Raw genomic sequence first — 14,841 nt, forward strand, 5'->3', positions numbered from 1 at the left:
TCTAATTTCTAATTTCTAATTTCTAATTTCTAATTTCTAATTTCTAATTTCTAATTTCTAATTTCTAATTTCTAATTTCTAATTTCTAATTTCTAATTTCTAATTTCTAATTTCTAATTTCTAATTTCTAATTTCTAATTTCTAATTTCTAATTTCTCCAAAATTTAATTCATTTTTATTTAGCACAAAAAAACGGGCTAATTTTCATTAACCCGTGTTTAGTCTCTATCACTATGTGGTTAACTTAATGTCCCGCTAATCGCATATTTTAAAACCCAGTTCTTTGCAGGGCCTGTGTTATTAGCAAGCTTTAAAAACTTACTGCGCACCCAGCTCAGTGGTTTTATCTCGTTTGAAAAACCAAAGTAACATGCATCCATCATGCTCATCATCAGTAAATTAGCGTGGCGGCGTTTTTTCTCGTAGCGTTTTAATAACGCTTGCTGACCCACATCAGGTTGATCTGCCAAAATATCTGCCAGTGCAACGACATCTTGAAAGCCTAAGTTCACACCTTGCCCAGCGAGCGGGTTAATTGTGTGCGCCGAGTCACCGACTAAAACTAAACGGCCATGCGAATAATCATTGGCGTGTTGGCGTGCAAGTGGAAAAACAGCATGCTCAAGTAACTCAAAGTCGCCCGGTAGTTCAGGGAAATGCGCAATGAGCTTTGCTTTAAGTTGCTCATTCGACAATTTTTGCCACTGTTTTAAAACCGCAGCATCGTGATAACAAATTAAATTTGCATAAGGTGCCTGCATCGGTAAAAACGCGACTGGTCCGGTTGGCGTAAATTGTTGCCACGTTTTTACTTGCTGCGGGGCATCTAATTTGATTAACACGCCCATGCAATGCTGACCATATTGCCAACCTGTTACACCTAAACCAGCTTTAGTTCGCAATTGTGACTGTCCACCATCTGCAGCAACAACTAAATCAGCGGTATATTGAGTATCGCTATAATGTAAGGTGATTGAATCAACCGTTTGAGTAATATCCGTGATGGCTGATAACTGCTCTATTACTTCGATGTTGTACTTGGCGAATTGCTGCCAAAGACTTGCTTGAATTAAATTATTTTCGATTAAATGACCTAAATGCGTTTCGCCAATCTCATAGCTATCAAACAATAAATTTTCGCCTTGTTGCTGGTAGGCCTCTAATTGTTGATAAGGTGCGATACGATTTTGTCTTAGTAATGGCATTGCACCAAGCTCATCAAGTAAATTCTCTGAAAAACGATTAATAGCCGAAATGCGAATATCAACCTTATCTGAGCTAAGAATATGATCAGCATCGATAAGGTGCTTTTCAATAACGGTCACATCCCTACCCTGCTTGGCCAGTTTTACAGCAGTAGCGGCACCTACCATGCCACCACCGATAACAATTACCTTATTTTTATTCATTTAGCATTCGCTCATTTGGCTATTTAAATACGCTGCAAATTGTAACGTAATTCAATAATCAGTGTCAGTGCATTTACTGCTTAAGAATTTCAAAACAGTGACTTGTTTGATTTCACACCACAAAGATAAAAACTATACTTGGATCTGTGCGGGTATCCAGCTAAAATACGCGTCCTTTAAGTCGGCATACTTGCCACTTAATCCTGTTTCTAACACATTTTTGTGTCACTACCGAATTGAAAACGAGGCTATATTTCAATGAGTAAAAAGCTGCATATTAAAACCTGGGGTTGTCAGATGAACGAGTACGACTCTCAGAAAATGGCTGATCTACTAGATGCGACTAACGGCTATCAGTTAACTGAAGAAGCTGAGGACGCTGACGTGATCTTACTCAATACCTGTTCAATCCGTGAAAAGGCACAAGAAAAAGTATTCCATCAGCTTGGCCGTTGGAAACTATTAAAAGATGATAAGCCTGAATTAATCATTGGTGTTGGTGGTTGTGTTGCATCGCAAGAAGGTGACTCAATTCGCCAACGTGCGCCGTTTGTTGATGTAATTTTTGGCCCGCAAACATTACACCGCTTACCAGAAATGATTAAGCAAGTGCAAAGTGGCGACAGCAGCTCGGTAGTTGACGTTTCATTCCCTGAGATTGAAAAGTTCGATCGTTTACCTGAGCCAAAAGCGGAAGGCCCAACTGCATTCGTATCAATTATGGAAGGTTGCTCTAAATACTGTACATTCTGCGTAGTACCTTACACGCGTGGTGAAGAAGTGAGCCGCCCACTTGATGACGTATTACTTGAAGTTGCACAACTTGCAGAGCAAGGTGTTCGTGAAGTGAACCTACTTGGTCAAAACGTAAATGCCTATCGCGGTGAAACTCACGACGGTGAAATTTGTTACTTCTCTGATCTATTACGTTATGTGGCAGCGATTGACGGTATTGACCGTATTCGTTACACCACCTCGCACCCTGTTGAGTTTACGCCAGATATCATTGATGCGTATGCAGACGTGCCTGAGCTTGTTGATCACCTACACTTACCTGTACAAAGTGGTTCAGACCGCATTCTTAACCTTATGAAACGTGGCCATACTGCAATCGAGTACAAATCGACAATTCGTAAGTTACGTAAAATTCGCCCTAACCTAAGCATGTCATCAGATTTCATCATTGGTTTTCCTGGCGAAAGTAAAGCGGACTTTGAAGCAACCATGAACCTTATCAATGATATTGGTTTTGATATGAGCTTTAGTTTTATCTACAGTGCGCGCCCTGGTACGCCTGCTGCTGATTTACCTGATGATGTATCAGAGCAAGAGAAAAAAGAACGTTTATACCTGTTACAAAATCGAATTACGCAAATGGCGCAGCAAATCAGCCGTCAAATGTTTGATACAGAACAACGTATTTTAGTTGAAGGCCCTTCTAAGAAGAACCCAATGGAATTACGTGGTCGTACAGAGAACAACCGAGTTGTAAATTTTGAAGGTCCACACTCTGTGATCGGTCAATTCGTTGATGTACGTATTACTGAAGCATTGCCAAATTCTTTACGTGGTGAATTAATTCGTACAGAATCAGAGATGAACTTACGCCGTGATGTGGCACCATCATCTATTTTAAGTAAGGCAGCCGAGGCAGAAGCTGCACAAGCCCCTAACGAAATTGGCGTTGCTACTTTCGTCCCGTAGGGGAAAATTTGGTGCAGGCACCGCCTGCACCCATCAATAGGAAGCTATTTTGAGTAATCAATTAAAAACTTTAGAGATTTATTTAGAACCCGCCGACAATAAACGCCTTTCATCTTTATGTGGTCCGTTTGACGAAAATATCAAACAAATTGAGCGCCGATTAGGTGTAGAAATTGCTCATCGCGATAATTTTTTCAGAGTCACTGGTAAGCTTCACTGTGCTGCAGCGAGTGTCGAAATCTTAAAAAACCTTTATGTTGATACTCAACCTGTACGTGGCCAAATTGGTGAGATAGAACCTGAAGCGGTTCATTTAGCAATTAGCGAATCAAATGCCCTAGAGCAAGATGAAAATCCAGGCGTTTATGGCAAAGACATGGTGATTAAAACCCGCCGTGGCGTAATTAAACCGCGAAACGACAACCAAGGCGTGTACATTGCAAATATTCTGCATCACGATATTACCTTTGGTATTGGACCTGCTGGTACAGGTAAAACTTACCTCGCTGTTGCAGCCGCTGTTGATGCCCTTGAGCGTCAAGAAATTCGTCGCATTCTACTTACGCGCCCTGCGGTTGAAGCAGGTGAAAAACTGGGTTTCTTACCCGGTGATTTGAGTCAAAAAATCGACCCTTATTTGCGCCCTCTTTACGACGCATTATTTGAAATGCTTGGTTTTGAGCGCGTTGAAAAACTGATCGAAAAAAACATCATAGAAGTTGCCCCACTTGCATATATGCGTGGCCGTACATTGAATGATGCCTTTATCATCCTAGATGAAAGCCAAAACACCACAGCAGAACAAATGAAAATGTTCTTAACCCGTATTGGTTTTAATTCAAAAGCGGTAATCACTGGCGATATCACCCAAGTCGATTTACCGCGCGGTGCGCGCTCAGGCCTACGCCATGCAATTGAGGTGCTAAATGATGTTGAAGCAATTAGCTTTAACTTCTTCCAATCTCATGATGTTGTGCGTCACCCTGTCGTAGCTCGTATTGTAGAGGCCTACGAGCGTAATGATGAAGCTGAGCGTTTAAAGCGAGCTGAAAAGCAACGTATTAAAGAATCACAAGCAAACCAACAAGAAGCAAACTCGTGACCGAATTAGACCTACAAATAGCCTGTGAGTTTGATAACTTACCCAGCTTTGAACAATTCCAGCTTTGGGCTGATAAAGCCCTTAGCAATTATCGTGAAGACGCTGAACTGACTATTGTAATAAGTGATGAGGCGCAAAGCCAACAGCTTAATAATGACTATCGTGGTAAAGACAAGCCGACTAATGTCTTATCGTTTCCGTTTGAAGCACCACCTGGTATTGAGTTACCTTTAGTCGGTGACTTAATCATTTGTCCGGCGATTGTTTTAGCCGAGTCAATTGAACAAGAAAAGGCCTTTCACGACCATTTTGCCCATATGGTGATTCATGGATGCTTGCATTTACTTGGATTTGACCATATAAAGGACGAAGATGCACTTGAAATGGAAAGCATAGAAAAGCAGTTACTTGCCGATCTGAACATCGCTGACCCATATCGAGACGATATTTAAATTAACGGAGCAATTAGACGCAATGAGCGACGACAACTCGCAAACTAGCCAGGGTTCTTCTGGCAAAACTTGGTTGGGCCGTATAGCCCAAATGTTGCAAGGGGAACCCCAGAATAGAGAAGAGCTGGTAGAAGTAATTGCCGATGCGCAAGAACGCGACCTTATCGACCCTGAAACAAAGGATATGATTGAAGGGGTACTGGGTGTATCAGAGCTAAAAGTGCGCGATATAATGATACCGCGCTCACAAATGGTAACCCTAGAAGTCGATACACCTCTAGAACAGCTATTACCTATGATGGTCGATTCTACGCACTCACGCTTTCCTGTCGTATGCGAAGATAAAGACCATGTTGAAGGTATTTTATTAGCTAAAGACTTATTACCATTGATCATCAATAAAGATGAGCAACTGCCTTCGCTGCGTGATTATTTACGACCAGCCGTTGTGGTGCCAGAGAGCAAACGTGTTGACACGCTCCTTAATGAGTTTCGTCAACAGCGTTACCACATGGCCATTGTAATCGATGAATATGGCGGTGTATCTGGTCTTGTGACTATTGAAGATATTCTCGAAATCATCGTTGGTGAAATTGAAGATGAGCACGATGAAAGCGAAGACCAACAAGATATTCGTCAAGTTGCAAAGCATGTTTATGCCGTGCAAGCACTGACACCGGTCGACGACTTTAACGAATACTTTAAAACAGGTTACAGTACCTCAGATGCAGATACGATTGGTGGTACTGTATTGCATGCGTTTGGCCATATGCCGAGCCGTGGTGAAACCATTGACATTGATGGTTTACAATTTAAAGTCACCAATGCGGACAATCGTCGCATCTTGCAATTGCAAATAACTATCCCTAAGGCTGATGATAACGACAGTGAAGAAACTGCTAACTAACCTAAGCCTTCTTGCAAAAGATAAAAAAGCCTGGCTCGCACTTATTGCGGGCCTCTTTTTGACCCTTAGTTACGCCCCCTTTAACCTTTGGTATATTGCTTTTATATCACTCGGTGCCCTTCTTTACTGCATTAATCCCCTTGCAAGTGGTAAGGCCGCAGCAAAACAAAGCGCCAAATATGGCTTTATCTTTGGTTTGGGCTGGTTTGGTGCAGGTATTAGCTGGGTGCATGTTTCTATTGCGACTTTTGGCGGCATGCCACTGATTGCCTCTATTTCGCTTATGGTTTTACTGTGCGCATATTTAGCCCTGTATCCTGCATTAGCCGTTTGGCTCACTACACGTCTTGCTAACGGCCCCTATAGCTTTATTTGTTGGTTACTTGCTACCGTTGCTATTACAGAATATTTACGCGGCACTTTGCTTACCGGCTTTCCTTGGCTGAGCTTTGGTTACACCCAAACAGACAGCCCACTGAACTTTTTAGCCCCCGTGATTGGTGAGTTTGGTATCACGCTAATTTGCGTATTCATTGCCTTTTCGCTTTATCGCTTGATAAGCAAAGATATTAAACCGTTAATTATTTCTGTCGTAATACTTACAGGCTTATATTTTATCGCAAATAGCAGCCCTACAAAGTATCAAGATAAAACAATCAAAACAGTTCTCGTACAAGGTAATATAAAACAGCACTTACGCTTTGAGCCGTCAGAATTTTGGAATACCATGAGTAAATACCAAGACATGACCCGCCTGCATTGGAATGCTGATTTAATTGTTTGGCCTGAAGCCGCAGTCCCAGAGCTCGAAGCATTGGCTACTGACTATTTAACAGGTCTTGATAGCGCTGCCACATTTAATAATACGGCACTTATTACAGGTATCGTTGATTACCAATACGACACCCGTAACATTTTTAATACGCTAATTGTGCTTGGTAAAAAAGAGCTGGAAGATAGCGAAGGCCACTATCAGTATTTAGCTAAAAACCGCTATCAAAAGCATCAGTTATTGCCGATTGGTGAATTTGTGCCATTTCAAGAATTACTGCGCCCAATCGCGCCATTGTTTGATTTGCCTATGTCATCTTTTACCCGCGGCGATGAAGTGCAAAACAATTTACGGGCTAATGGCTTAAATATTTTACCGGCTATTTGCTATGAAATTGCTTTTTCTGAGTTGGTTCGTGGAAATTATCGCAGTGACTCTGACATTTTGTTCACGGTCAGTAACGATGCGTGGTTTGGTGATTCGCATGGCCCGCATCAGCACATGCAAATAGCGCGTATGCGCGCCCTTGAATTACAGCGCCCGCTAATTCGAGTGACCAACAATGGCATTAGCGCCGTTTACGACCCTATTGCTAAATCGCAATTAGCTATGCCGCAATTTAAAGCCGATGTACTCGAGGTAAATATTACGCTTATCAAAGGCGATAGTATTTATAGCCAATACGGCAATTTGCCAGTATGGGTTGTGGTGATACTACTCAGTGCTGTTGGTGTGATTGCAAGATTCAAAAAGTAACCATTAAAAAAGGCTTCATGATGAAGCCTTTTTTGTGTTTTAAGATTCTATCTTTATCAACTCGACATCAAATATCAGTAATGAGCCAGCTGGAATACTACCAACGCGCTTACGCCCGTAAGCAAGCTGCGGCGGGATATAAAAGGTAAACTTATCCCCTTCGCTCATTAACTGTAACCCCTCAGTCCAACCGGCAATCACTTGATTTAAACCAAAGCTAATTGGCGAGTTACGTACTACTGAACTATCAAATACGCTACCATCCATAAGCGTGCCATGATAATGCACTTTAACCTTGCTAGTAGCATTGGGTTTTTCGTCATTCCCTGCACTTTGCTCTATTTTGTATTGCAAACCTGAAGCTGTTTCATGAACATCGTCGGCTTGACTATTGGTTGCTAAAAAATCAGCAGCGAGTTTTTCATTTTCAAGGGCTTGCAGCTTAGCCTTTTTGCTATTTTTAAAAATTAAGAAACAAAAAATACCAATAATCAGTAAAAGTATTAAATTAATCATTCCGCGTCCTTCTCATCATTATCGCCATTAACGATATCTGCAATATTTGCGAGCCTAGTGAGTGCCAGCGCATTGATAGAATCATCGGTATAGCCCTGCTCTGTCATTTCGCCAGCTTCTTTTTCCATTAATAAACTCAACGCTTGATCTACCGTTTCAACGGCATAAATATTAAAACGACCTTTTTCAACAGCGTCGAGCACTTCATTATCAAGCACTAAATTCACTTGGTTAGATTTAGGAATAATCACCCCTTGCTCACCAGTCAAGCCACGCATTTTACATAACTTAAAGAAGCCTTCGATCTTCTCGTTCACACCACCAATTGATTGCACGTCTCCGTGTTGGTTGATAGAGCCAGTTAATGCAATTGATTGGCTAATAGGTAGATTCGTTATTGCTGATATAAGCGCACACAACTCCGCTAGTGACGCGCTATCACCGTCGATATAGCCATAGCTTTGTTCGATTGCGATATTAGCACTGAGCGTCAAACTAAATTGCTGAGCGTATTTATTACCTAAGTAACCGGTTAATAGCATCACCCCTTTTGAGTGAATTGCTTTACCCAGCTCTGCTTCGCGTTCAACGTCAATGACGCCATCAGCACCTGCATAAACAGTGGCTGTAATGCGTGCTGGTGTACCAAATGAAGTATCACCAATATGCAGCACAGTTAAACCATTCACTTTACCCACGGCATGACCTTCAGTGGCAATTAAAATTTGCCCCTCTTTGATATCACTTAGCATGGTCTCAGAGATTTGCCCTGTGCGGTATTGTTTCCCAACAATAGCCTCATCAATATGATGAGCATCTATTACAGTTTGGCCATCCTGCTTTGCATAGAAGCTTGCTTCTGCCACTAATTCTAGTACATCAGCAAAACGCGCAGAGAGCTTGTTATGATGCTCTGCTTGACGGTAGCTAAACTTAAGCAAACGCGCCATAGCGGCTTCGTTTGTCGTGCAATGTAATGTTTGCTGACAGTATTCAGTCACCTTAGTAATGAACTGATATTGCAGTTTATCGCTACTTGGCAAGTAATAATCAAAGTCAGCCAGTACACGAAACAGCTCAGCAAACTCTTCGTCGTACTCACCAATGGTATAATAAAGGTCTCGTGAGCCTAAAAGCACTATTTTTACATCAAGAGGAATAAGCTGCGGGCGTAACGTAAAACTACTTCCTACGGAGCTGTCTTGATAGGGTAAGTCGTTTTTGATTTGATGCGTTTTTAAAGACAGTTTAAGTCCATCCCATACTTGTGGGTTAGCCATGACTTTCTCTGCATCCATAATCAAGTAACCGCCATTCGCACGGTGCAGTGCTCCTGGTTGGATTGAACGGTAACTGGTGATAAGCGAACCTTGTGAGGTTGCATATTCAATTTTACCGAAAATATTGCCAAAGGTTGGATTCGGTTCATACACCACAGGGGCAGCATCACCTTCTTTGTACTCCACCAGAATATTTGGCGCAAAGAAGTCAGTTAGCATGCCTTTACGGTCAAAGTCTTCTTTGTTTTCATCGTTGTCATCATCGTCAAGCCACTCAAGTACCGCATCGATGATTTCTTCGCGAATGTCTTTTAAGTAACGCAGAACACCAATATGTGTAGCATATTTATGCTCAAGTGCTTTAATCAAGGGTTTAGTAGCAAGCTCTGCAGTTGATTTTTTTAAGTTACGTAATTTTTCTGAGGATTCACGTTTCCAGCGTGGTAGCTCAATTAGCGCTTCTATTAACGCATCTTCAAGTTTTTCAATGACCTCATAAAATTCGTCTCGAAGTGGCTCATCAAGGGATGAAAACTCTGTATCACTGAGCTGTTTGCCATTAACTAAAGGCGCAAAACCAACAACGCCATTTTCTTCAATCAACGCCACACTTTGCTCAAGAGCCGCAATTTCCACGGCAGTGATTGCGGCATCGTAAGTATCGGTAAATTCACGGTCGATTGATTTCTTTTTGCGCTGATAACCTGGATTGTCAAATGCAGCAGGAAATGTATCAAGTACTTCATCTATAAATGAATCTATATCATCAGCTAATTGCTTGCTCTGCCCTGCTTGCATAAACATTGCTATTGGTTCGCGATGATCATCATAATTATTAACATACAGCCACTCATTTGGCGTTGGGCGCTCTTTAGAATGAGTTGTTAATTTGTCTTTAACGAGAGTAAAGCGGCCAAGTGCGGCTTCCCCCATCACATACACATTGTAACCAGGTAACTCCATACCTAATGAGAAATCAAGCGCACTTTGAGCTCGTTGTTGACCAATAAACGTGAGTGTTTCTGGATAGGGATTTTTCATGCAAGTGGCTACATGATTGTCGGCAATTTCAGGTGCCAATGCGCTAACAGGTAGAGGGATCAGTTTTTTTGTCATTCTAACTTCTTATTTCCCAGCGTTAGCTGGGCATTATAGGTAACGCCCAGCCCAAGCCTGCGTTACTGATTAAGGTTGTAATGCCTTACGGCTAAAGTAAATACCACCACACTCAATACATGGGGTAATTTGCGTAGCATGGTAAACATCGTAACTATGCTGGCAATTTTTACATACTAATGTGCCCATGGCTATCCATTCTCCCTGATGATAGACGCCATTGTGTTTAAAATCTTGATTTAGTGCATGCCATTCAAGTTGCGTTTTGTCTTCGATGTGCGATAACTCGTACCATAGAGACTCTTTTAATTCCATCCATGCCAAGGAATCATAATGGTGATCGTTTTCTTTGATGTGATCGATATCGCGCTTTAAATAGTCACGATATTGATGAAGTTTTTCTTGCCCGAGGTCTTTGAGTGCTTGCTCTGATTCAACAAACTTATCCATCGCATCTTTTAGCTCGTTGTCTTTAACATCCTTTAGCCATTCGCTTAAGTCTTTAAGCCATGATTTATAATCTGCCATCGTTTACTCCTTCAAAAATGATGAAAAATCAGTACTTACTATAGTCAAGTATAGGTTAACCTGCCCTGAAAGTGAGAATTTCATAAAAGCCCTTATTTGCCGCTGTGATTAGCGTGTATTTTGAGTTATCCTTATCGACAATTTTTTATTAATCTGCAAGAAGTCTGGAATCGTAGATGCAAGAGCAATATAACCCGCAAGACATAGAGTCAAAAGTACAAGCCTACTGGGAAGAAAACCAAGTATTTAAAGTCACTGAAGATGAGAGCAAAGAAAAGTATTACTGCCTATCTATGTTCCCATACCCAAGCGGCCGACTCCACATGGGTCACGTTCGTAACTACACCATTGGTGACGTAGTATCTCGCTTCCAACGCTTGCAAGGCAAAAACGTAATGCAACCTATGGGTTGGGATGCGTTTGGCCTACCCGCTGAAAATGCAGCAATCAAAAACAACACTGCACCTGCAAAGTGGACCTATGAAAACATCGATTACATGCGTGACCAGTTAAAGCAATTGGGCTTTGGTTACGATTGGGATCGTGAAATCGCTACATGTCACCCAGAATATTACAAGTGGGAACAATGGTTCTTCACTAAGCTTTACGAAAAAGGCTTAGTATATAAAAAGATGTCAACAGTAAACTGGGATCCAGTTGACCAAACAGTACTTGCTAACGAACAAGTAATTGATGGTCGTGGTTGGCGTTCTGGTGCCATTGTTGAGCAAAAAGAAATTCCACAATGGTTCATCAAAATCACTGATTATGCACAAGAGCTATTAGACGATTTAGACAAACTTGATCACTGGCCTGAGCAAGTTAAAACCATGCAGCGTAACTGGATTGGTCGTTCTGAAGGCTTAGAAATCGAATTCAAGCGTGCTGATAACGATGATACATTCAGTGTTTACACAACGCGCCCAGATACCTTTATGGGTGTGACGTATGTTGCTGTTGCAGCCGGTCACCCAATTGCACAAGAAGCCGCTAAAAACAGCGATGCTGTAGCAATGTTTGTTGATGAGTGTAAAAACACGAAAATCGCTGAAGCAGACATGGCAACCATGGACAAAAAAGGCATTGCAACTGGCTTTTATGCGATTCACCCATTAACGGGTAAGCAAGTACCTATTTGGGTTGCTAACTTTGTATTAATGGATTACGGCTCAGGCGCTGTAATGGCTGTTCCTGCACACGACCAACGTGACTTTGAATTCGCATCAGCGTATGGCCTTGAGATTGCTCAAGTAATCGCACCAGCTGCAGGTTCTGAAGAAACGGTTGATTTAGACAACCAAGCATTTACTGAAAAAGGCGTATTAGTTAACTCGGGTGAGTTTGACGGTCTTGAGTTTGAAGCAGCGTTTAATGCCGTTGCAGACAAACTAGAAGCGCTGGGTGTAGGTGAGCGTAAAGTTAATTTCCGTCTACGTGACTGGGGTGTTAGCCGTCAGCGTTACTGGGGTTCTCCAATCCCAATGTTAAGCGACGAAAATGGTGATGAGCTTGCAGCAGCAGAAGACATGCTACCAGTTCGCTTACCAGAAGACGTAGTAATGAATGGTGTGACTTCACCAATCAAAGCTGATCCTGAGTGGGCTAAAACAACTGTAAATGGCGCGCCTGCATTCCACGAAACAGATACCTTCGATACCTTCATGGAGTCGTCTTGGTACTACGCGCGTTACTGTAGCCCACGTTTTGACGAAGGCATGATTGAACCTGGTGCTGCAAATTATTGGTTACCAGTAAACCAATACATTGGTGGTATTGAGCATGCGATCTTGCACTTACTTTACTCGCGTTTCTTCCACAAGTTATTACGTGACTTTGGCCTAGTAAACTCAGATGAGCCATTTGAGCGCTTACTATGTCAAGGCATGGTATTAGCTGATACTTTCTATCGTAAAGATGAGAAAGGCGGTGATATCTGGATTTCACCAACTGATGTACAAACTGAAACAGACGACAAAGGTCGTGTTGTTAAAGCATGGCACAAAGAAGATGGTGAGCCGGTATTCTCTGCAGGCATGAGCAAAATGTCGAAATCGAAAAATAACGGTATCGACCCGCAACAAGTTATTGCCCAGTACGGTGCAGATACAGTGCGTTTATTCATGATGTTCACAGCACCACCAGAGCAAACTCTTGAGTGGTCTGATTCAGGTGTTGAAGGTGCAATGCGTTTCTTAAAACGTATTTGGAAATACGCGGTTGATGTTGAAACTGTGGGCTACCAAGCGCTTGATAAATCTGCATTAAATAGCGACCAAAAAGTACTTCGTCGTGAACTACATAAAGCCATTGCAAAAGTGACTGATGACGTTGAGCGTCGTCAAACATTCAACACCGCAATTGCCGCAATCATGGAAATCTCGAACAAGTTACTTAAAGCACCACTTGCTGATAAGCAAGATGTGGCAATTGCTAACGAAGCACTTGAAGCACTACTTATCATGCTTGCGCCTATCACGCCGCATATGTGTCACCAATTATGGCAAGATCTTGGCAAAGAAGGTGACATCTTAGATGCAGCTTGGCCAACAGTTGATGAGTCAGCACTTGTTGAAGATGAGAGGCTAATCATCGTACAAGTTAACGGTAAGCTACGTGCTAAGTTAACAGTGCCTGCAGATGCAACCAAAGAGCAAGTTGAAGCATTAGCATTTGCTGAAGAAAACGTGACTAAGTTCACAGACGGCGTAACAGTTCGTAAAGTTATTTACGTACCTGGTAAGCTACTTAACGTGGTTGCCAACTAAGATGGCAGCGCTTCATGCACTTAAAAACGGACTAGCCCTTGCGCTAGTCTGTTTGCTACTAACAAGTTGTGGCTTTCATTTAAAGAAAGCCTCAAACTTACCTGACGATTTAAAAGTCATTTCACTGGTGGGTGATGATGAAAAGTCGGCCTTATTCGAGTTAGTGGAAAAAGAGCTGATTGCCAGTAAAGTTGACCTTCAGCATGGCGATCGATTATTGCCGGAGCTAACAATTCACAGAGATCGCTTAGAACGTCAAATCCTATCGTTATTCGACAATGGCCAAGTTGCAGAATATGAACTGGCCTACAGTGTTAGTTACACACTTAAGCGACCTGGTCAGCAAGCTATTAATCAAAACTTCGAGCTGTATCGTAATTACCAAGACGACCCTGATAATGCTCTTGCAAAAGCGAAGGAGCTTGACTTGCTATTAAGCGAGATTCGTAAGCAAGCGAGTCGTCGAATTGTACGAGAGTTATCACAACTGTAATGCGTTGCTATGCAAACCAGCTACCTAGCCAGTTAAAAAAAGGCCTTGCGCCTTTTTACATGGTGTTTGGTGAAGAGCCCTATCAAATTACACAGTGCATCATGCAAATTCGTCAAACGGCCAAACAACAAGGCTTTGACGAAGTTATTAAATTTACGCTAATGCCTGGCTTTGATTGGCAAGAAATCATTGCCCAATATCAAAGTATGTCGTTATTTAGTGCTCGTACTTTAATCGAGTTTGACTTAAACGAGCAAAAGCCTGGAACACAAGGCAGCCAAATATTTAAACAGCTCGTAGAGCTTGTCAATCCAGACACTATTTTAGTGCTAAAAGGTGCTAAAGCCGGTCAAGACATTCAACGAAGCGCGTGGTTTAAAGCACTTGATAAACAAGGTGTATTTGTACCTTGCTACCCGCTGACGGGGAATCACTTAAGTCGCTGGCTAGATGAGCAGTGTGACAGTTTAAACCTAAACCTGCACAACAATGCAAAGCAAAGCTTAATTGATGCCACTGAAGGAAACCTGCTTGCTTGCCATCAAGAACTTGAGAAACTATCGCTACTTTATGGAAGTGATTTAGTCGATCAACAAGCTGTGATGCAAGGACTACTCAATCAATCTAAGTTTGATATTTTCGATTTAAGTCATGCTCTTTTACAAGGTCAGTCTGAACAAGTCGTTAAAATTATGAGTAAACTTGCTGATGACAACACGGAAGCCATGAGTATCTTTTGGGCTATTAATAAAGAAGCAGCAAGTTTATTGGCAATGCAACACGGACGATTAAATGGTGCCAATATGGCTGATTTATACAAACAGTTTAATATTTGGAAAAACCAACAAGCAACGACTCAACAAGCCCTAAACCGCCTTAATATTAAAGCCCTTGAACAAATCACTAAACACCTAGCGCAGTTTGATGCCGCTTATAAGCAAGGGAGTCTAGTCGCACCTTATCAAGCATTAACACATATATGTTTAGTGTTTTGTCAGCCTGTCGAAATGGCACTACCTTGCCATCCAGCATTCGACTAAG

12 protein-coding genes are annotated in these 14,841 nt (G+C 41.9%); 8 read left to right on the forward strand and 4 right to left on the reverse strand.

Features of this window, described 5'->3' with window-relative positions; translation table 11 throughout:
* Positions 1-239: 239 nt before the first annotated feature.
* A complete protein-coding gene (locus tag NYF15_RS09160; protein ID WP_371353375.1) occupies positions 240-1,409 on the reverse strand; it encodes an FAD-dependent oxidoreductase in 1,170 nt (389 codons plus the stop codon).
* A 258-nt stretch (positions 1,410-1,667) separates the two neighbouring features.
* On the opposite strand from NYF15_RS09160, the gene miaB reads away from it, so the two are divergent.
* The 5 genes from miaB to lnt are packed head-to-tail and all read left to right on the forward strand — an operon-like array spanning position 1,668 to position 7,102.
* Positions 1,668-3,113 (forward strand): tRNA (N6-isopentenyl adenosine(37)-C2)-methylthiotransferase MiaB, encoded by a 1,446-nt coding sequence (miaB, locus tag NYF15_RS09165; RefSeq protein WP_130151350.1) that lies wholly within the window; start codon positions 1,668-1,670, stop codon positions 3,111-3,113.
* Positions 3,114-3,162: 49 nt separating this feature from the next.
* Complete coding sequence (locus NYF15_RS09170; RefSeq protein WP_237119403.1) at positions 3,163-4,215, forward strand: PhoH family protein; 1,053 nt, start codon at positions 3,163-3,165, stop codon at positions 4,213-4,215.
* Positions 4,212-4,667, forward strand: a complete 456-nt coding sequence (gene ybeY, locus NYF15_RS09175; protein WP_062570657.1) for an rRNA maturation RNase YbeY — start codon at positions 4,212-4,214, stop codon at positions 4,665-4,667. Before NYF15_RS09170 ends, ybeY begins: the two co-directional genes overlap by 4 nt.
* Positions 4,668-4,689: 22 nt before the next feature.
* Positions 4,690-5,574 carry a CNNM family magnesium/cobalt transport protein CorC gene (corC, locus tag NYF15_RS09180; RefSeq protein ID WP_130151348.1) on the forward strand — a complete coding sequence of 295 codons (885 nt, stop codon included), beginning with the start codon at positions 4,690-4,692 and terminating at the stop codon, positions 5,572-5,574.
* Positions 5,555-7,102 (forward strand): apolipoprotein N-acyltransferase, encoded by a 1,548-nt coding sequence (gene lnt, locus NYF15_RS09185; RefSeq protein ID WP_371353376.1) that lies wholly within the window; start codon positions 5,555-5,557, stop codon positions 7,100-7,102. Before corC ends, lnt begins: the two co-directional genes overlap by 20 nt.
* Positions 7,103-7,141: 39 nt before the next feature.
* Here lnt and NYF15_RS09190 read toward each other — a convergent pair whose 3' ends face one another.
* From NYF15_RS09190 to NYF15_RS09200, 3 genes are all read right to left on the reverse strand, one after another.
* Positions 7,142-7,618, reverse strand: coding sequence for an FKBP-type peptidyl-prolyl cis-trans isomerase (locus NYF15_RS09190; protein ID WP_237115086.1), 477 nt, complete (start codon positions 7,616-7,618; stop codon positions 7,142-7,144).
* The gene (locus tag NYF15_RS09195) at positions 7,615-10,014 is read right to left on the reverse strand and encodes a Lon protease family protein (RefSeq protein WP_371353377.1); all 2,400 of its coding nucleotides are present in this window, start codon (positions 10,012-10,014) and stop codon (positions 7,615-7,617) included. The genes NYF15_RS09190 and NYF15_RS09195 overlap by 4 nt, the downstream gene beginning before the upstream one ends.
* 69 nt (positions 10,015-10,083) lie before the next feature.
* Complete coding sequence (locus NYF15_RS09200; RefSeq protein ID WP_130151344.1) at positions 10,084-10,542, reverse strand: zinc ribbon-containing protein; 459 nt, start codon at positions 10,540-10,542, stop codon at positions 10,084-10,086.
* Between the two features lie 176 nt (positions 10,543-10,718).
* On the opposite strand from NYF15_RS09200, the gene leuS reads away from it, so the two are divergent.
* From leuS to holA, 3 genes are read left to right on the forward strand one after another with little or no spacing between them, the layout of a single operon-like run.
* Complete coding sequence (gene leuS / locus NYF15_RS09205) at positions 10,719-13,307, forward strand: leucine--tRNA ligase (RefSeq protein ID WP_371353378.1); 2,589 nt, start codon at positions 10,719-10,721, stop codon at positions 13,305-13,307.
* A 1-nt stretch (position 13,308) separates the two neighbouring features.
* Positions 13,309-13,800: an LPS assembly lipoprotein LptE gene (gene lptE / locus NYF15_RS09210; protein WP_130151342.1), complete on the forward strand. Its 492-nt coding sequence runs from the start codon at positions 13,309-13,311 to the stop codon at positions 13,798-13,800.
* Complete coding sequence (gene holA / locus NYF15_RS09215; protein ID WP_371353379.1) at positions 13,800-14,840, forward strand: DNA polymerase III subunit delta; 1,041 nt, start codon at positions 13,800-13,802, stop codon at positions 14,838-14,840. Before lptE ends, holA begins: the two co-directional genes overlap by 1 nt.
* The last annotated feature ends 1 nt before the right edge of the window (position 14,841 follow it).

Source organism: Pseudoalteromonas sp. 68 DY56-GL68, from assembly GCF_041414825.1.
GTDB lineage: Bacteria > Pseudomonadota > Gammaproteobacteria > Enterobacterales > Alteromonadaceae > Pseudoalteromonas.